This window comes from Bradyrhizobium manausense (assembly GCF_018130615.1).
Taxonomy (GTDB): Bacteria; Pseudomonadota; Alphaproteobacteria; order Rhizobiales; family Xanthobacteraceae; genus Bradyrhizobium; species Bradyrhizobium manausense_A.
Window position 1 is genome coordinate 42,311 of the sequence record NZ_JAFCKB010000024.1, and the last position, 16,470, is coordinate 58,780.

22 protein-coding genes are annotated in these 16,470 nt (G+C 63.4%); 16 read left to right on the top strand and 6 right to left on the bottom strand.

The window, feature by feature from the left end; genetic code table 11:
• The first annotated feature begins 13 nt into the window (after positions 1-13).
• Positions 14-361, top strand: coding sequence for a Lin0512 family protein (locus JQ587_RS31770; RefSeq protein WP_212427962.1), 348 nt, complete (start codon positions 14-16; stop codon positions 359-361).
• Positions 362-365: 4 nt separating this feature from the next.
• Positions 366-1,055, top strand: a complete 690-nt coding sequence (locus JQ587_RS31775) for a GNAT family N-acetyltransferase (RefSeq protein WP_212427963.1) — start codon at positions 366-368, stop codon at positions 1,053-1,055.
• Between the two features lie 31 nt (positions 1,056-1,086).
• Here JQ587_RS31775 and JQ587_RS31780 read toward each other — a convergent pair whose 3' ends face one another.
• Entirely contained in the window at positions 1,087-1,635 is a 549-nt protein-coding gene (locus JQ587_RS31780) for a hypothetical protein (RefSeq protein WP_212427964.1), read from the bottom strand.
• Positions 1,636-1,881: 246 nt separating this feature from the next.
• On the opposite strand from JQ587_RS31780, the gene JQ587_RS31785 reads away from it, so the two are divergent.
• The 6 genes from JQ587_RS31785 (at position 1,882) to JQ587_RS31810 (ending at position 6,012) form a co-directional block, all read left to right on the top strand.
• Positions 1,882-3,066 (top strand): serine hydrolase domain-containing protein, encoded by a 1,185-nt coding sequence (locus JQ587_RS31785; RefSeq protein ID WP_212427965.1) that lies wholly within the window; start codon positions 1,882-1,884, stop codon positions 3,064-3,066.
• A 95-nt stretch (positions 3,067-3,161) separates the two neighbouring features.
• The gene (locus JQ587_RS31790; RefSeq protein ID WP_212299325.1) at positions 3,162-3,371 is read left to right on the top strand and encodes a YgaP family membrane protein; all 210 of its coding nucleotides are present in this window, start codon (positions 3,162-3,164) and stop codon (positions 3,369-3,371) included.
• Positions 3,368-3,889 (top strand): RNA polymerase sigma factor, encoded by a 522-nt coding sequence (locus JQ587_RS31795; protein WP_212427966.1) that lies wholly within the window; start codon positions 3,368-3,370, stop codon positions 3,887-3,889. Before JQ587_RS31790 ends, JQ587_RS31795 begins: the two co-directional genes overlap by 4 nt.
• Before the next feature lie 3 nt (positions 3,890-3,892).
• Complete coding sequence (locus JQ587_RS31800) at positions 3,893-4,240, top strand: carboxymuconolactone decarboxylase family protein (protein WP_212427967.1); 348 nt, start codon at positions 3,893-3,895, stop codon at positions 4,238-4,240.
• A 31-nt stretch (positions 4,241-4,271) separates the two neighbouring features.
• Positions 4,272-4,937, top strand: a complete 666-nt coding sequence (locus JQ587_RS31805) for a DUF429 domain-containing protein (RefSeq protein WP_212427968.1) — start codon at positions 4,272-4,274, stop codon at positions 4,935-4,937.
• A 370-nt stretch (positions 4,938-5,307) separates the two neighbouring features.
• Positions 5,308-6,012: a glutathione S-transferase family protein gene (locus tag JQ587_RS31810; protein WP_212427969.1), complete on the top strand. Its 705-nt coding sequence runs from the start codon at positions 5,308-5,310 to the stop codon at positions 6,010-6,012.
• A gap of 2 nt (positions 6,013-6,014) precedes the next feature.
• On the opposite strand, the gene JQ587_RS31815 is transcribed toward JQ587_RS31810, so the two are convergent.
• The 3 genes from JQ587_RS31815 to JQ587_RS31825 all read right to left on the bottom strand — a co-directional run bounded on the left by JQ587_RS31815 (position 6,015) and on the right by JQ587_RS31825 (position 7,990).
• The gene (locus JQ587_RS31815) at positions 6,015-6,797 is read right to left on the bottom strand and encodes a sulfite exporter TauE/SafE family protein (RefSeq protein WP_212427970.1); all 783 of its coding nucleotides are present in this window, start codon (positions 6,795-6,797) and stop codon (positions 6,015-6,017) included.
• A gap of 3 nt (positions 6,798-6,800) precedes the next feature.
• Complete coding sequence (locus JQ587_RS31820; RefSeq protein ID WP_212427971.1) at positions 6,801-7,433, bottom strand: TetR/AcrR family transcriptional regulator; 633 nt, start codon at positions 7,431-7,433, stop codon at positions 6,801-6,803.
• A 185-nt stretch (positions 7,434-7,618) separates the two neighbouring features.
• Positions 7,619-7,990 (bottom strand): tRNA-binding protein, encoded by a 372-nt coding sequence (locus tag JQ587_RS31825; protein ID WP_212427972.1) that lies wholly within the window; start codon positions 7,988-7,990, stop codon positions 7,619-7,621.
• A gap of 100 nt (positions 7,991-8,090) precedes the next feature.
• Between JQ587_RS31825 and JQ587_RS31830 the strand changes: the two genes are divergently transcribed.
• Positions 8,091-8,456, top strand: a complete 366-nt coding sequence (locus JQ587_RS31830; protein ID WP_212427973.1) for an ArsC family reductase — start codon at positions 8,091-8,093, stop codon at positions 8,454-8,456.
• Between the two features lie 7 nt (positions 8,457-8,463).
• Here the strand turns inward: JQ587_RS31830 and JQ587_RS31835 are convergent, their stop codons facing one another.
• Complete coding sequence (locus JQ587_RS31835) at positions 8,464-9,114, bottom strand: hypothetical protein (RefSeq protein WP_212427974.1); 651 nt, start codon at positions 9,112-9,114, stop codon at positions 8,464-8,466.
• Between the two features lie 338 nt (positions 9,115-9,452).
• Here JQ587_RS31835 and JQ587_RS31840 point away from each other — a divergent pair, with 338 nt between their 5' ends.
• From JQ587_RS31840 to JQ587_RS31870, 7 genes are all read left to right on the top strand, one after another.
• Positions 9,453-10,208: an ABC transporter ATP-binding protein gene (locus JQ587_RS31840; RefSeq protein ID WP_212299335.1), complete on the top strand. Its 756-nt coding sequence runs from the start codon at positions 9,453-9,455 to the stop codon at positions 10,206-10,208.
• Entirely contained in the window at positions 10,201-10,947 is a 747-nt protein-coding gene (locus JQ587_RS31845) for an ABC transporter ATP-binding protein (protein WP_212427975.1), read from the top strand. Before JQ587_RS31840 ends, JQ587_RS31845 begins: the two co-directional genes overlap by 8 nt.
• Before the next feature lie 61 nt (positions 10,948-11,008).
• Positions 11,009-12,229 carry an ABC transporter substrate-binding protein gene (locus JQ587_RS31850; protein WP_212427976.1) on the top strand — a complete coding sequence of 407 codons (1,221 nt, stop codon included), beginning with the start codon at positions 11,009-11,011 and terminating at the stop codon, positions 12,227-12,229.
• A gap of 167 nt (positions 12,230-12,396) precedes the next feature.
• Positions 12,397-13,260 (top strand): branched-chain amino acid ABC transporter permease, encoded by an 864-nt coding sequence (locus JQ587_RS31855; protein ID WP_027557529.1) that lies wholly within the window; start codon positions 12,397-12,399, stop codon positions 13,258-13,260.
• Position 13,261: 1 nt separating this feature from the next.
• Positions 13,262-14,230: a branched-chain amino acid ABC transporter permease gene (locus tag JQ587_RS31860; protein WP_212299338.1), complete on the top strand. Its 969-nt coding sequence runs from the start codon at positions 13,262-13,264 to the stop codon at positions 14,228-14,230.
• 156 nt (positions 14,231-14,386) lie between these two features.
• A complete protein-coding gene (locus JQ587_RS31865; RefSeq protein ID WP_212299339.1) occupies positions 14,387-15,031 on the top strand; it encodes a DUF47 domain-containing protein in 645 nt (214 codons plus the stop codon).
• Positions 15,032-15,044: 13 nt separating this feature from the next.
• Positions 15,045-16,049: an inorganic phosphate transporter gene (locus JQ587_RS31870; RefSeq protein WP_212299340.1), complete on the top strand. Its 1,005-nt coding sequence runs from the start codon at positions 15,045-15,047 to the stop codon at positions 16,047-16,049.
• On the opposite strand, the gene sugE is transcribed toward JQ587_RS31870, so the two are convergent.
• Positions 16,042-16,356 carry a quaternary ammonium compound efflux SMR transporter SugE gene (gene sugE, locus JQ587_RS31875; protein WP_212299341.1) on the bottom strand — a complete coding sequence of 105 codons (315 nt, stop codon included), beginning with the start codon at positions 16,354-16,356 and terminating at the stop codon, positions 16,042-16,044. The two genes, JQ587_RS31870 and sugE, sit on opposite strands and share 8 nt — an antisense overlap.
• Between the last annotated feature and the right edge of the window lie 114 nt (positions 16,357-16,470).

The following is a 16,470-nucleotide window of genomic DNA, read 5'->3' on the forward strand; positions in this document are numbered from 1 at the left end:
GACAGGAATGAGCATGACTCGCGTTCGTTGTGTTACCGAGATGGGGATGGGCGTCGACGTCCACGGCAGGGATGCCACCAAGGCGGCGAAGCGCGCGGTGTCGGATGCCATCCGCCATTCGAGCCTCGGTTTCTTCCGGATGATCAACAAGACCGCGAATGACATGTTCGTCGATGTCACGATTGGCGTGCCCTATCCCGAGGCGGTGGACAAGGAGGCGGTCGCCAAGGAGCTTCCTTACGGCACCGTGACCGTCACCGCGGTCAAGGGCGGGCTGGAGATTCCCTCGGCCACGGAAGTGGCCAATGACCCCATCCTCATCGCCAATGCCGCTGTCATCGTCAGCTTCGACAAGGAATGAGTCGATGTCCGACGATGAGGCTCTGCTGGACCGTCCGATCTGGAGCGCGCTGACGACGAGCCATAAGCATCTGGCGGAAGGCGGCCCGCGCGCGCTGCGCTATCCCGTGGACATGACGCCGTTCGCGGACATGATCGACATGTCGGCGGCAAGCTTTGCCGCGCTCGGCGATCTCATGTCGCCCTCGCAGGTTGTCGCGCTGTTCACGCCGGACCCGGTTGATGTCCCGGCTGGATTCAAGGTTGTGCTCGCCGAGAGCGGCGATCAGATGATCGGCTCGCCCGCCGACAGCCCATTGCGCGATGCCGAGATCGTCACGCTCGGTCCGGCCGACGTTCCCGCGATGATGGCGCTCACGGCGCTGACCAAGCCCGGGCCGTTCGCTGCGCGGACGCACGAGCTCGGCACGTTCCTCGGCATCCGCGCCGGCGGCGAATTGGTCGCGATGACCGGCGAGCGCATGAAGCCGGGCAAGTTCGTCGAGATGACGGCCGTCTGCGTCCATCCCGACTATCGCGGGCGCGGCTACGCGCAGGCGCTGCTCGCAGCCGTCGCGCGCCGGATCGAGGCGCGCGGTGAAATTCCGTTCCTGCACGTGTTTTCGAACAACACGTCCGCCATCGCGCTCTATCAGCGTCAGGGCATGCGCATCCGCCGTCGCCTTCACGTGACGGCGTTCATGAAGCAGGAATGACGGCCCGGCGGTGCGCGCCGGGCCGCTGGGCTCAAGTCGTGTAATCGACCAGCAGCGCGCTCGACGCGTTGGAGGCCGCCGAGTTGCCGCTGGAGCCATAGGAGGTCGACTGGCTGGTCGCGTTCTGGAGCAGCGCGATCAGCTCCTTCATCAGCTCTGCGGTGGTGGCCGAAGACGAGCTGGAGGAGGAATCCGACGAAGAGGTCGAGTCCGTGCTGCTCGTGCTGGAGCTGTCACTGCCATCGGGCGGGGGCGGCGGTCCGCCGGCGCTGCCGGAGAAGGTGTTGGCGAACACATTCTTCAGCTCGCTTGCCTGGTCGCTGGTCAGCTTGCCGCTCGACACCTCGTTCTGGATGAGGCCGTCGACCTTGGATTGCATCTCGTCGGCCGAGGGCGGCGACGAGGAGGTCGCGCTCGATGCGCCGCTCTTGAGTGAGGAATCGATGTCGTCGAGCGCCGACGAGAGCGCGGATTCGTCACTCGAAGAGATGGTGCCCGCCGAGACTTCCTTGGTGAGCTCGCTCTTGAGGCGGTCGAGCGGGGAGTAGGAATTGGTGGTCGTTGCAGAGATCGAGGTCATTGCCGGTCACTCCTGGTGAGGGTGAAGATACGCTGAACATGAGTGTGAGGCTAAAGGTCGCGCGCTTAACGAGGTCTTGCCGCGGGGATTGCTGGCGTTTTCGTTGTGTTGCTCGCACGGGTGCGAACATGCAGCGAAACAAAAAAGCGGCAGGTGCCTGTGCGGATCGAGGCTCGCACGAACGGGCTTTCACGCCGCCGATTCGTTGCTATATCCGTGGCAACCAATTGGGAGAGGGGCCTGTTTATGGACGTTAGAACGCCAGATTTTTCCGCCGTGCGGACAGCGATGCAACGCTACGTCGATCAGGAGATCATTCCTGGCGTGTCCTGGGCCGTGCTGCGCGGGCGGGAGGTGGTCGATCAGCAATGCGTCGGTTTCGCCGACCGCGAGGCCAAGACGGCGCTCCGGCCGGACCATATCTTTCGTGCCTTCTCCAACACCAAGATATTCGTCACGTCTGCGATCATGCTGCTGGTCGAGGAAGGCCTTATCGGGCTCGATGACCCCATCGAGAAATTCCTGCCGCAACTCGGCAATCGCCAGGTGCTGAAGCAGGGCGCTTCGAGCCTTGCTGATGTCGAGCCAGCGAAAAGCCCGATCACAATCCGGCAGCTTCTGACCCATACATCGGGCCTCAGCTACGGCATCTTCGATCCCGGCACGGTGCTGTTCAAAGGCTACAACGACGCGCGCGTGCTCAATCCGTTGACGCCGCTGACCGACATGATCGACAAGCTCGCCGATCTGCCGCTGTCCTATCATCCCGGCACGTCCTGGGAATATTCGGTGGCGACCGACGTGCTCGGCCGCGTGGTGGAGGTCGTCTCGGGCAAGCCGCTCGACGCCTTCTTCAAGGTGCGGATCTTCGATCCGCTCGGCATGACCGATACCGGCTTCTCCGTGCCTGAAGCGCAGCAGGGCAGGCTGGTCGCGCATTACACCGGCGCCGACGTGCTCGATCCGATGAAGCCTGGCCTCACCCGCGCGGACAATCTGCCTTTTCCGCAGGCCTATCGGCGGCCGTTCCCGCGACTGTCGGGCGGCGGTGGGCTGGTGTCGACCTTGCCGGACATGCTTGCTCTGGTGCGTGCGCTGCTGCCTGGCCCGGACGCGCTGCTGAAGCCGGAGACGCTGCGGCAGATGATGACGAACCAATTGCCGGCGGGCCAGACCATCCGCTTCGCCAATCTCGGCCCGATGCCGGGCAAGGGCTTTGGCCTAGGCGGCGCCGTCACCTTCGCGCCGACGCAGTTCGATCCCCCGAATTCCACCGGCGAATTCCAGTGGGGCGGCCTGGCCGGCACCCATTGGTGGATCTGCCCCGAGGCCAATACGGCGGGTGTCCTGATGGCCCAGCGCCATCTGGGCTTCTGGAATCCGTTCTTCTTCGAGTTCAAGCGCCTGGCCTACCAGGCGGTCGGAGGCTGAGCGCGAAGAAATTGCGCGTCCTGGCGAATCCTTTTCCGCCGTCGCGCCCTCTTGGTGGTCGAGGCATTCCGCCTCGGCCCATCTCGGAGGATGCGATGGCATTTTACAGGAAGAACATCGGCGGCTGGCACCAGGCGGTGCGGGTTGCGTCAGGGATCGCCGTGGCGATTGCGGCGTTCGTCTATCTGACCGGTGCGCCGGCATGGCTGGTCGCGTTCGGCGGTGCAGGTTTCGCGCTGACCGGCCTCGTCGGCTATTGTCCGATGTGCGCGATGGCCGGCATCGGCAGGGGAGATGTGTCGTGAGCGCGGCCGCAATCTCCCCAAACCTGTTTGAGGCCGCGCGGCTCGGCGATCCCCAGGCCATAGCCCGCCTGCTCGAGACGGCGCAGCCCGATATCCGCCGCTACGCTCGCGCGACGTGCCGCAGTTCGGCGGATGCCGAGGATGCGGCGCAAGAGGCGCTGTGGATCCTGTTCCGGCATGTCGGCACGATCCGCTCGCTATTGGCATTTTCGTCCTGGCTGTTCAGCGTGGTCCGTCGTGAATGCCTGCGGCTCGCGCGCAAGGCGGGCCTCGCCCCGTCGGTCGATGAGAGCGAGGCGGAGGCCGTGCTGCTGTTGCGGCCAGAGGCCGATCTGCGGCTCGACGTCGCCGCAGCCTTCGAAGCGCTGCCGGCACATTACCGCGATGTCGCGCTGATGCGCGACGTCAAGGAGATGACCATCGACGAAATCGCCGACGCGCTCGGCGCGACGCGACAGACCGTGAAAGCGCGTCTGCATCGCGCCCGCGCCCTGATGCGCGAATATCTGACGAGGTGAGTCATGGCCGATTACCAAAACCCGGACGATCTGAAATCGGTCCCGGCCTTCGTCGCGCTCGCGCCGGTCGAAGCCAACGCATTCCTGGCGTTCAACCGCGCGGTCGAGCGCAAGGACGGGCTGATCCCAGCAAAATATCGCGAGCTGATCTCGCTCGCGGTCGCGCTCACCACGCAATGTGCCTATTGCCTCGACGTTCATACGGCGCAGGCGGCGAAAGCCGGCGCGACGCGCGAGGAGGTGGCAGAAGCCGCACTGATTGCAGCGGCGGTGCGCGCCGGCGGCACGCTCGGCCATGCGCTGCTGGCGCAGCGGCTGTTTGATCGACATCGGGGTGAGGGTGCAGGGTGAACAAGCGCTGGCAGGGGGCGGGACCGGGCATGTGAAAACCTATCTCGGTCTCGACGGATTTCGTTTCGGCTGGGTTGCCGCGTGGATCGATGAGCGCGGCGATCATGGGTTCGACTATTCGCCAGGGCTGACGCGCCTGCTCGCGATGCCGCATGCGCGCGCGATGATCGACATGCCGATCGGGTTGCAGCCGAGCGGCTATCGCGCGTGCGACCTGCGGGCGCGCGAATTGGTGGGCCCCGCCGTATTCCTCGGGGCTCGCCGCGACCTCTGGACGTTTCCCGACATGGCGGCCGCCAATCGCCATTACTGGAAGCACGAAGGCAAGGGCAGGGGCGTCTCGGCGCAACTCTGGAATATCAGGGACAAGATCAGGGAGGTGGACGAGATCATGACGCCGGAGCGCCAGGCGACAATCGGCGAAGCACATCCGGAATTGATCTTCCGGAATCTCGCCAGCGGAGTCCGACTGGCGAAGAAGACCTCGGCGGAAGGTCGCGGGCAGCGTATCGTACTGCTGGCGCAGCGCGGCTTCACGCGCTTGCCGGAATGGCTGACGCAGCGCCACGGCACCGGCATCGGTCGCGACGATCTCACCGATGCCTGCGCATGTGCGATTGCGGCGCGGGACAGCACGCAGCGCGTCGGCGAGAATGAGATCGATCCGCGCGGTCTGCGGATGGAGATCAACTACTGAGACGTTCGGATGGTGGATCTCAAGTTTGGGAAAAACAGGCAATTTATTTGAACCCAGCAGGAACTGGCCGTGGTCGGTCCGCGTTCCCTATGCGAACCGAAATTGAGAGAAGCTCGTACTACGATGTATGATGCCAGTCAGTTAGCGACCGCGATGCTCACACTCGTTTTCGCCGGGGCGTTGTTCGTCACCGGGCAGTCCTTCATCGAGCAGCGCGTCCAGCACGATGTGCTCTATGCCACCAGTCATCTGCTGCGGCCATTATGACCGGATTTCGCGGCTGAATATTGATGTGACGACGTCCCGGCCTTGCGCCATGTCCCGGCTCGCCTAGATTAGGCGGACTCTCACGCAAGCAGCCGGGGTTCCGATGTCTGATCTGTCCGCCTTTCCCATCACCAAGCGCTGGCCTGCCAAGCATCCGGAATTGCTTCAGCTCTATTCGCTGCCGACGCCGAACGGCGTCAAGGTCTCCATCATGCTGGAGGAGATCGGACTGCCTTACGAGGTTCATCTGGTCGATTTCGGCAAAGACGATCAGAAGACGCCGGAATTTCTCTCGCTCAATCCCAACGGCAAGATTCCGGCGATCCTCGATCCCAACGGCCCCGGCGGCAGGCCGCTGGCGCTGTTCGAGTCGGGCGCGATCCTGCAATATCTCGCGGAGAAGACCGGCAAGCTGCTGCCGCAGGACGCGGCGCGGCGCTACCAGACCATCCAGTGGGTGCACTTCCAGATGGGCGGCATCGGGCCGATGTTCGGACAGGTCGGCTTCTTCCACAAATTCGCCGGCAAGGATTTTGAGGACAAGCGCCCGCTGGAGCGTTACGTGGGCGAGTCCAAGCGTCTGCTCGGCGTGATGGACGCGCATCTTTCAGGCCGGCAGTGGTTTATGGATGACGATTACACCATTGCCGACATCTCCATGCTCGGCTGGGTGCGCAACCTCGTCGGCTTCTACGGCGCGGGCGATCTCGTTGCATTCGGCCAGTTCAAATCGGTCGGTGCCTGGCTCGAACGCGCCCTGGCGCGGCCGGCCGTGGAGCGCGGATTGAACATTCCGAAGCGTCCGTGAAACTAGCTCAGCGCCTTGTAGCTCATGTAGATCGCCATAAGCGCGACGAGCCCGATCATGCTCCGGCGTAGCGCCACTTTGCTGACGCCGTTGGCCGCGCGGGCGCCGAGATCGGTGCCGATCCAGAGGCCGGCAACGATGCCGAGGATGGCCGGCCAGCCGACCATCAATCCCTTGCTCCAGTAGATCCAGGCAGCCGGAACGTTGGTCGGGACGACCGAGAAGATCAGGCTGACGAGTTGCGCCTGATGTTGCGGCACGCGGAGTCCGGCGGCGAGGCCGACCGTGATCGCGAGCCCGCCGCCGATGCCCATGAAGCCGGAGGAGAAGCCCGCGAGCCCGCCGATGAGGAGCAGGGGGAGCCAGGGAAGTTGGTCGCGTTCACCGGTCCCGCTGCCGCCGTCCTTGCGGTCACGGCGCAGGATCAAAAGCGCGATCAGCGCGACGAGATAGGCGACATAGGTCCATTGCAGGACCACATCGGAGACGGCGGCCGCGGCATAACCGCCGCCCGCGCCGCCGATCAGAAATCCGATGCCGATCCAGACGATCCATGACAGCGGGCTACGATTGCCGTTCTGCCAGTAGCGGCGCACGCCGGCGAGGCCGGTCGGTGGAATCTGCGTGATCAGCGACGTACCCTGGGCGACGTGTTGCTCTGCGCCGAGCAGCAATACGCTGAAGATGACGAGGCCGCCGCCGGGGCTCGTTCCCATGAAGCCCGAGGTCAATCCACTGACGAGACCGACGCCGGCACCAGCAAGAAGGTCGTACATCCCCGACATCGGTCACGCCCGCGTTCGTCGCTTGATATGCGGCTTGGCGGTGCGAAAGCCGTCGATCACGGCGTCGACTGCCGCCATGCAGCCGGCGATGTCAAAATCCTCGCCCCAGCATTTCTGCAGCACAAAGCCCTGGAAGGTTGCGATCAGCACGCGCGCGATTGCATCCGCGCCGAGGTCGCGCTTGATCAGGCCGTCGTGCTGGCCACGCTCGACCAGGGTCGCGATCAGGGCCCGCGGCATGTCGATGCCTTCAACCACGCTGCTGCGGACACGGTGGTTGCGCAGCGCTTCGGCCCAGCCGTGAATGCCGACGCGGCGCCGCGCTTCGCCCGCGGGATCGGTGAGCCATTGCGCGTAGACGCGCACCAGCGCGTGCAGTCCCTCGATCGCATCTCCGGAGCCTTGTGCGACCGAGTTGAGAACGGCCTCGCGACGATGCCTGTCGTCGGCGAGCGCCTCGATCAGATCGTCCTTGCTCTGGAAGTAGAGGTAGACCGCGCCGTGGCTCAGGCCCGATCGCTTGACGATATCGGCCATGCCGGTCTGGTGAAATCCGTCTTCGGAGAAGCAGGCGAGGGCCGCCTCGAGGATCTGCTGCCGCCGGTCTTCACGCTTCTGGTCGCTGATCTTGGGCATCCGTCCCGTCCGTAAATAACTGACAGATCGATCGTTTTGGTTGGTCGCCGCAGGAACGTTAGGAAGGCGGTTTATAAAAAACGACCAGTCAGTCAGTTTTATCCGTAAAGGATGATCGTGGTCAAGTCCGGAGGATTTGACCGAAGAGGCTGGACGCTGAGGGGCCGGTGGGAGAAGAGCCGCCGCTAGAACAGCCGCCCGCCGTTCGGCACCGGCTTGCTCGGCTGCATCAGCACGACCTTGCCGTCGGCGTCAGGAAAGCCGAGCGTCAGCACCTCGGAGACCACGGGTCCGATCTGGCGCGGCGGGAAATTGACGACGGCAGCGACCTGCTGTCCCACCAGCGTCTCGAGCGGATGGTTCTCGGTGATCTGCGCCGAACTCTTGCGCACGCCGATGGCCGGGCCGAAGTCGATCCACAGCCGCCAGGCCGGCTTGCGCGCCTCGGGAAAGGGCTTGGCGTCGATGACGGTGCCGACGCGGATATCGACTGCGAGGAACGTGCTGAAGTCGATGGTCGGCGAGGCGGATGCGGCGGGATCGTGGGTGACGTGCATGGTGTGTCCGTTCGGAAGATGTCGAAAGCGTCGTTCGCAACATTGTCGCGCGATGTGGGGTTGCGTACAACGCGAGGGGACGTAAAACGCGAGGACCGTCTTGCCCAACACCATCTACGGCATCAAGAACTGCGACACCATGAAGAAGGCCCGCGCCTGGCTCGACACCCATGGCGTTGCCTACGAGTTCCACGATTACAAGGCCTCTGGCGTGGAGAAGGACAAGCTCAAGCAATGGAGCGATAAGCTCGGCTGGGAGACCTTGCTCAATCGCGCCGGCACGACCTTCAAGAAACTGCCGGATGCCGACAAGGAAGGCTTGACCGAGAAGAAGGCGCTGTCGCTGATGCTAGCGCAACCATCGATGATCAAGCGGCCGGTGCTCGAAATCGGCGGCAAGCTCCTGGTTGGCTTCAAGCCCGACATTTACGACAAGGAAGTCGGCGCCAAAGCGCGCAAGGGCTGATCAAGAGCTAGTTCAGCTCGATGATCTCGGGCGGGACCTCGGGACCGCCGGACTGATCGGCGAATTCGACGATTTCGGCGGCGGCAATGCGGCCAGGGGCGCGGTGAAACAGGTCGCGGTCGATCACCACGCGCAGTTTCGGCCGCGGCAGCGCGTCACTTCCGCGCAGCAGATTCTTGATCTCGAAGCCGCCATCCTCGCAGAACGTCTTGAGCGAAGCGATGACGTGGCTGACCTTGTCGTCGGTCAGGAACGGCAGCAGCAGCCGTTCATAGGCGACGACGCGACCGTAGATGTCGTCGACGTCGGCAACGCTGTAGACCGGAAGGCCGCGCGCCACGCATTCGTGGTAGATCGGCATCACGAAGGGCGCGAGAAGCGGCCCGACATAATCCTCCAGCAGAGCGCCCTTGCCGGTAAGGCCATAGGCGCGCGAGATTCGCGTGCCCTCGCTCTGGATGGTCAGGCGCGGCGTCGGCGCCGAATTGTCCACGGTGTAATAGATGAGATCGGACAGCTCTTCCTCGAGTCGCGCAGGCTGATATTCCCAGATCGCCGGCGCGGTCTGCTGGCGCGCATAAAGTCGCAGCCACGTGTTGAGCAGGTCACGCTGCTTGATCGACTTGATGGCGGAGGGAGCGGCGCTGGCGAAATCCAAAACAATATCCCGGCGAATGAAACGCGCGCATGATCTCGCTTGCGGTAAAATTTTTGATGAAGGCTGGCGCGCGGGACCTAAGACCGTTAACGACGACTTGATGACCGGTGTTTTGCGAACCGGGAGGCCGGCAGGCGACATCACAAAGCCTCCAACTAAGGGAGCATAAGACTCCCGGCCAAAGGCCTGACCTGCTCAGCTTTCCGCCTTGCCTAACCCCCGTCACCTCCGGCATATTCCGCGCCCGGAGGCGGCGTTCCGGGACAGGCTCCAAAGCCTCGGAAAGCCGAAGGAAACAAGGATAGCCGCGCGCATTGCGCGGGCAGGGGGAAATCTGTTTGGCCGATGAGTTCATTCTCGAAACGGAAGGCTTGACCAAGGAGTTCGCGGGCTTCTTTGCCGTCCGCGACGTTGCGCTCAAGGTTCGCCGTGGCAGTATCCACGCGTTGATCGGGCCGAACGGTGCCGGCAAGACGACGTGCTTCAATCTTCTGACCAAGTTCCTCAAACCGTCTGCCGGAAAAATCCTGTACAAGGGACAGGACATCACCGCGATGGCGCCAGCTGACGTGGCGCGCCTGGGACTGGTGCGTTCATTCCAGATTTCGGCGGTATTTCCGCACATGACTGCACTGGAGAATGTCCGCGTAGCGCTCCAGCGCCAGCACGGCAGCTCCTTCGATTTCTGGCGCTCCAAGTCGGTGCTGAATCAATTCAACGAACGCGCGCGCGAGTTGTTGAACGATGTGGGTCTCAGCGAGTTCGCCAACACGCCGGCGGTCGAGATGGCCTATGGGCGCAAGCGCGCGCTCGAGATCGCAACCACGCTCGCGCTCGATCCGGAGATGATGCTGCTGGACGAGCCGATGGCCGGCATGGGCCACGAGGACATCGACAAGATCGCGGCGCTGATCAAGCGCATCTCGGCAAAATACACAATCCTGATGGTCGAGCATAATCTGAGCGTGGTGGCCAACCTCTCCGACATCATCACCGTGCTCACGCGCGGGCAGGTGCTTGCGCAGGGCCACTACAGCGAACTCACCAAGGACGAGCGCGTCAAGGAAGCCTATCTGGGAGCGGGTCATGCCTGAGACTGCAATGACCGAGGCGCCAGTGAAGGCCGCATCCGGCGGCAACATTCTCCAGGTTCGCAACTTGGAGGCCTGGTACGGCGAGTCCCACATCCTGCACGGGATCAATTTCGACGTGAATGCGGGCGAGGTCGTCACGCTGCTGGGCCGCAACGGCGCCGGCAAGACGACCACGCTGAAATCGATCATGGGCATCATCGGCAAACGTGCCGGCTCGATCAAATTCAACAACCAGGAGATCATTCGCGCGACCTCCGACAAGATCGCGCGGATGGGTATCGCGTTCTGCCCGGAGGAGCGCGGAATCTTCTCCAGTCTCGACGTGCGGGAGAACCTGTTGCTGCCGCCGGTGGTGCGCGCAGGCGGATTGCCGCTCGAGCAGATCTTCGACCTGTTTCCGAACCTGAAGGAACGCCTCAACAGCCAGGGCACCAAGCTGTCCGGCGGTGAGCAGCAGATGCTCGCGATCGCGCGAATCCTGCGCACGGGCGCGAGCTTCCTGATGCTGGACGAGCCGACCGAAGGTCTTGCGCCTGTCATCATTCAGCAGATCGGCCACACCATAGCGCGACTCAAGAAGGAGGGCTTCACGATCCTCCTTGTCGAGCAGAACTTCCGTTTCGCATCCACCGTCGCCGACCGCTATTACGTCGTCGAGCACGGCAAGATCATCGACGGATTTGCCAATGCGGAGCTTGCCGCCAACATGGACAAGCTTCACACCTATCTCGGCGTCTAGTGCGGCCCAAAGTGGGGCGGACAAGAGCGGCGGCGAAGAGAGAATTTACGAGGGAAGTCACATGAAAAAGTCGATTGCATCGTTGTTGCTCGGCACGGCGTTGGCCGTGACCACCGCTGGCGCCGGCTTCGCACAGGACAAGACCGTCAAGATCGGCGCGTTGTCCGACCAGTCCGGCCTCTATGCCGACCTCGGCGGTCCCGGCTCGACGCTCGCTGCCCAGATGGCCGTCGAGGATTCCGGCCTCGCGGGCAAGGGCTGGAAGATCGACATCATCTCCGGCGACCACCAGAACAAGCCGGACATCGGCACCGCGATTGCGCGGCAGTGGTTCGACGTTGACAAGGTCGACCTCATCGTCGACGTGCCGAACTCCGGCGTGGCGCTCGCCGTCAACAACGTCGTCAAGGAAAAGAACGGCGTCTACATCAATTCGGGCGCGGCGACCTCGGACCTCACCAACGCGCAGTGCTCGCCCAACACCGTGCACTGGACCTATGACACCTACATGCTGGCCCACACCACCGGCCAGGCGCTGGTGAAGGCCGGTGGCGACACCTGGTTCTTCCTGACCGCCGACTATGCCTTCGGCGCAGCGCTCGAGCGCGACACCACGGCGGTGATCACGGCCAATGGCGGCAAGGTGGTTGGCGGCGTCAAGCATCCGCTGAATACGCCGGACTTCTCGTCCTTCCTGCTGCAGGCGCAGGCCTCCAAGGCCAAGATCATCGGTCTTGCCAATGCCGGCGGCGACACCACCAACACCATCAAGCAGGCAGCCGAGTTCGGTATCGTCAAGGGCGGCCAGAAGCTCGCCGCGCTTCTGCTGTTCCTCACCGACGTCAAGGCGATCGGTCTGGAAACCGCGCAAGGCCTGAACTTCACCGAGACGTTCTACTGGGACATGAACGACCAGACCCGGGCCTTCTCCAAGCGCTTTGCGGAGAAGATGAAGAACAGCGCGCCGCCGACCATGGTTCAGGCGGGCGTCTATGCCGGCGTGCGCCACTATCTCAAGGCGCTGGAAGCGCTGGGCGGCAATCCGCATGACGGTCTCAAGGTCGTCGAGAAGATGAAGTCGATGCCGACGGAAGACGATCTGTTCGGCAAGGGCGAGATCCAGCCCAATGGCCGCACCATTCACAACGCCTATCTGTTCGAGGTGAAGAAGCCTTCCGAGTCCAAGGGACCGTGGGACTTCTACAAGCTCGTCGGCACGGTGCCGGGCGACCAGGCCTTCACGCCGCTGTCCGAAAGCAAGTGCGCGCTGCTCAAGAAGTAAGACCAACAAGCCCGCCGGCGGCGAGCCGGCGGGCGCTCCAAACCGTTTTCGAGCGAAGTGGATACCGGTTCGCGTAAAGAAGACGCGTCAGAACAACGAGCCCCGTTCCGATTCCATCGGAGCGGAAATGGCTCTAGGGAACGCCGAAGGGACTGGGTGCTGGATCGATGCAGGCTCTCTACGCACAGCTACTGGTGGGATTGATCAACGGCTCGTTCTACGCGCTGCTCAGTCTCGGGCTTGCCGTGATCTTCGGCATGCTCAACATCATCAATTTCGCCCATGGCGCGCTCTACATGATGGGCGCCTTCGTCGCCTATTTCCTGCTGAACCTCGGCGGCATCAACTACTGGTGGGCGCTGCTGCTGGCGCCGATCATCGTCGGCATCTTCGGCATGATCCTGGAGCGGACCATGCTGCAATGGCTGACCGGGCTCGACCATCTCTACGGACTGCTGCTGACCTTCGGCATCGCGCTGATCGTGCAGGGCGTGTTCCAGAACTATTTCGGCTCCTCCGGCCTGCCTTACGCCATTCCGGACCAGCTCAAGGGCGGCATGAATCTCGGCTTCATGTTCTTGCCCGTCTACCGCGGCTGGGTCGTCATCTTCTCGCTGGTGGTGTGCCTGGCGACCTGGTTCCTGATCGAGAAGACCCGGCTCGGCGCCTATTTGCGCGCCGCCACTGAAAATCCGACGCTGGTGCGTGCCTTCGGCATCAACGTGCCGCGGATGATCACGCTCACCTACGGCCTCGGCGTCGGTCTTGCCGCGCTCGCGGGCGTGCTCTCGGCGCCGATCAACCAGGTCCGGCCGCTGATGGGCGCCGACCTCATCATCGTCGTGTTCGCGGTGGTCGTGATCGGCGGCATGGGCTCGATCATGGGCTCCATCATCACCGGCTTCGCGCTGGGCGTGATCGAGGGCCTGACCAAGTATTTCTACCCCGAGGCCTCCAACACCGTCGTCTTTGTGCTGATGGTGCTGGTGCTCTTGGTGAAGCCAACGGGATTGACGGGAAGGGCAGCCTGAGATGACAGCCTTGACGGACGACACGCTGCCGATGAGCCCGCGCGCGATGCGTGACGAGATGATCGCCTTCGTGGTGATGGCGCTGCTGCTGGCGTCGGTGCCCTTTACCGGGGTCTATCCGTTCTTCGTGATGCAGGCGCTGTGCTTTGCGCTGCTCGCCTGCGCCTTCAATCTCCTGATCGGCTATGGCGGCCTGTTGTCGTTCGGCCACGCGATGTTCATGGGCACCGCCGGCTATTGCAGCGCGCACGCGCTGAAGGTGTGGGGGCTGCCGCCCGAGCTCGGCATCCTCGTCGGCATCGCCGCGGCATTCGGGCTGTCGCTCATCACCGGCTACATCTCGATCCGCCGCCAGGGCATCTATTTTTCGATGATCACGCTGGCGCTGTCGCAGCTCCTGTATTTCATCTACCTCCAGGCGCCGTTCACCCATGGCGAGGACGGCATCCAGGGCATTCCGCAGGGGCACATGTTCGGCGTGCTCGACCTGTCCAAGCCGACGGTGCTCTATTACGTCGTGCTGGCCGGCTTCCTCGCGGGCTTCCTGCTGATCTACCGCATCATCAACTCGCCGTTCGGCGAGGTTCTGAAGTCGATCCGCGAGAACGAGCCGCGCGCGATCTCGCTCGGTTACCGCACCGACCAGTACAAGTTCCTGGCATTTGTGCTGTCCGGAACGCTGGCCGGCTTTGCCGGTGCGCTGAAGGTATTCGTGGCGCAGAACGCCTCGCTCACCGACGTGCATTGGTCGATGTCGGGCGAAGTGGTGCTGATGACATTGGTCGGCGGCCTCGGCACCATCTTCGGTCCCGTGGTCGGCGCCTTCGTGATCATCGCCATGCAGCAATATCTGGCGGGCTTCGGTCAGTGGGTGACGGTGATCCAGGGCTCGATCTTCGTGATCTGCGTGCTCACCTTCCGCCGTGGCGTCATCGGCGAAATCGCGCATTACTTCCGGAGATCGCTTTAAGCGATTGATATCGCAGAAGATTTATTGCCGACCGAATCCGGTGGATGATCCGGCGCCGCGGGCGCGAGTTTGCACGCGCGCGGAGCCAAAATGGTCTATGACGGTTTCGTGACGGCTCATTCGGGCCGGGTCATTTCCAACCGGTAGACTATTCCCATGATGCGTTGGTTTCGCGCTTTCCTGCCCAAGGAAGAACGGTTCTTCGACCTGTTCGACCGCCATGCCCAGACCGTGATCCAGGGCGCGATCGCGCTTCAGGGGGTGCTGAACGGCGGCGAGGAGACGCCGGTCTATTGCCAGCGCGTCAGCCAGTTCGAGAACGATGCCGACAACATCACGCGCGAGGTGCTGACGGCGGTGCGGCGCACCTTCATCACGCCGTTCGACCGCGGCGACATCAAGAACCTCATCACCTCGCTCGACGATGCCATCGACCAGATGCAGCAGACGGCGAAAGCCGTGATGCTGTTCGAGGTCCGCACCTTCGAGCCGCCGATGCGCGAAATCGGCGCGCTTCTGATCGAATGCGCCAATCTGGTCGGACGTGCGCTGCCCTTGATGCAGGCGATCGGCCCGAACGTTGCGATGCTGACCGCGATCACGGAGGAACTGACCAAGCTCGAGGGCCGTGTCGACGATCTCCACGACATCGGTCTGAAGGAGCTGTTCCTCAAGCACCGCAACGGCAGCGCGATGGATTTCATCGTCGGCGTCGAGATCTACGATCACCTTGAAAAGGTGGCCGATCGCTTCGACGACGTCGCGAACGAGATCAACAGCATCGTCATCGAGCAAGTTTAGGCAGGGCCGGGCCGTGGATGCTGCGTTGGGTCTTCCCATCCTGGTCGGACTGATCGCCGTCGCGCTGCTGTTCGACTTCCTGAACGGCTTGCACGACGCCGCCAATTCGATCGCGACCATCGTCTCGACCCGGGTGCTGCGACCGCAATTCGCAGTCATCTGGGCTGCGTTCTTCAATTTCGTCGCGTTCATGGTGTTCGGGCTTCACGTCGCCCAGACCATCGGCACCGGCATCATCGATCCCGCGATCGTCGATGCCCAGGTGATCTTCGCGGCGCTGGTCGGCGCCATCGTCTGGAATCTCGTGACTTGGGCGCTCGGCATTCCGTCGTCGTCGTCGCATGCGCTGATCGGCGGCCTCGTCGGCGGCGGCATGGCCAAGGCCGGAATATCGGCGGCGGTCTGGAGCGGATTGACCAAGGCGGTTCTGGCGATCGTGCTGTCGCCGCTGGTCGGCTTCCTGCTTGCGATGATGCTGGTCGCGATCGTGTCCTGGGCCTCGGTGCGCTCGACACCGTTCGCCGTCGATCGCGCCTTCCGCATCCTGCAATTCGCCTCCGCCTCGCTTTATTCGCTCGGCCACGGCGGCAACGACGCGCAGAAGACCATGGGCATCATCGCCGTGCTGCTCTATTCGCAGGGCCATCTCGGCGGCGAATTCACGGTGCCGTTCTGGGTGGTGCTGTCGTGCCAGGCGGCGATGGCGCTGGGCACGCTGATGGGCGGCTGGCGCATCGTTCGCACCATGGGCCTGCGCATCACCAAGCTGACGCCGATGCAGGGGTTCTGCGCCGAGACGGGGGGCGCAGCGACCCTGTTCATGGCGACCTTCCTCGGCGTTCCCGTCTCGACCACGCATACCATCACCGGTGCCATCGTCGGCGTCGGTGCGGCCCGTCGCGTTTCGGCGGTGCGCTGGAACGTGGCGAGCTCGATCGTCTATGCCTGGGTGATCACGATCCCGGCCTCGGCCATCGTCGCGGCGCTGAGCTGGTGGGCCGTGCAGATCTTCAAGTAACGAGCTTCAGCCCGACGATGCCGGCCACGATCAGCCCGATACTGGCGAGGCGGAGCGCCGTGGCGGGCTCGCCGAACAGCATGATGCCCAGCGTCGCAGTGCCGACCGCCCCGATGCCGGTCCAGACTGCATAGGCCGTTCCGACGGGCAACGACTTGAGGGCAAGTCCAAGCAGGATGACGCTGCCGGCCATGGCCGCCAGCGTGATGGCGGAGGGAACCAGCTTGCTGAAGCCTTCGGTGTATTTCAGGCCGATCGCCCAGGTGATCTCGAGAAGCCCGGCGACGAACAGGATGCTCCAGGCCATGACGACCCTCCATTCAAGGCAGGGCCGTCCCCGAGGCCAATATGCTGACAAGCAGGGAGGTCGTCCTCCCCAAAGACCTACTAGAAGCCCGATATGGGGCTGGCTGAAGGGCTC

What these genes read in the sequence shown, in the direction of transcription:
- JQ587_RS31860 (WP_212299338.1), top strand. Translation starts at nt 13,262, where the DNA reads ATGACAGCCTTGACGGACGACACGCTGCCGATGAGCCCGCGCGCGATG.
- JQ587_RS31800 (WP_212427967.1), top strand. Translation starts at nt 3,893, where the DNA reads ATGGCCGATTACCAAAACCCGGACGATCTGAAATCGGTCCCGGCCTTC.
- sugE (WP_212299341.1), bottom strand. Translation starts at nt 16,356, where the DNA reads ATGGCCTGGAGCATCCTGTTCGTCGCCGGGCTTCTCGAGATCACCTGG.
- JQ587_RS31850 (WP_212427976.1), top strand. Translation starts at nt 11,009, where the DNA reads ATGAAAAAGTCGATTGCATCGTTGTTGCTCGGCACGGCGTTGGCCGTG.
- JQ587_RS31815 (WP_212427970.1), bottom strand. Translation starts at nt 6,797, where the DNA reads ATGTCGGGGATGTACGACCTTCTTGCTGGTGCCGGCGTCGGTCTCGTC.
- JQ587_RS31820 (WP_212427971.1), bottom strand. Translation starts at nt 7,433, where the DNA reads ATGCCCAAGATCAGCGACCAGAAGCGTGAAGACCGGCGGCAGCAGATC.
- JQ587_RS31785 (WP_212427965.1), top strand. Translation starts at nt 1,882, where the DNA reads ATGGACGTTAGAACGCCAGATTTTTCCGCCGTGCGGACAGCGATGCAA.
- JQ587_RS31775 (WP_212427963.1), top strand. Translation starts at nt 366, where the DNA reads ATGTCCGACGATGAGGCTCTGCTGGACCGTCCGATCTGGAGCGCGCTG.
- JQ587_RS31825 (WP_212427972.1), bottom strand. Translation starts at nt 7,990, where the DNA reads ATGCACGTCACCCACGATCCCGCCGCATCCGCCTCGCCGACCATCGAC.
- JQ587_RS31810 (WP_212427969.1), top strand. Translation starts at nt 5,308, where the DNA reads ATGTCTGATCTGTCCGCCTTTCCCATCACCAAGCGCTGGCCTGCCAAG.
- JQ587_RS31780 (WP_212427964.1), bottom strand. Translation starts at nt 1,635, where the DNA reads ATGACCTCGATCTCTGCAACGACCACCAATTCCTACTCCCCGCTCGAC.
- JQ587_RS31865 (WP_212299339.1), top strand. Translation starts at nt 14,387, where the DNA reads ATGATGCGTTGGTTTCGCGCTTTCCTGCCCAAGGAAGAACGGTTCTTC.
- JQ587_RS31770 (WP_212427962.1), top strand. Translation starts at nt 14, where the DNA reads ATGACTCGCGTTCGTTGTGTTACCGAGATGGGGATGGGCGTCGACGTC.
- JQ587_RS31855 (WP_027557529.1), top strand. Translation starts at nt 12,397, where the DNA reads ATGCAGGCTCTCTACGCACAGCTACTGGTGGGATTGATCAACGGCTCG.
- JQ587_RS31845 (WP_212427975.1), top strand. Translation starts at nt 10,201, where the DNA reads ATGCCTGAGACTGCAATGACCGAGGCGCCAGTGAAGGCCGCATCCGGC.
- JQ587_RS31790 (WP_212299325.1), top strand. Translation starts at nt 3,162, where the DNA reads ATGGCATTTTACAGGAAGAACATCGGCGGCTGGCACCAGGCGGTGCGG.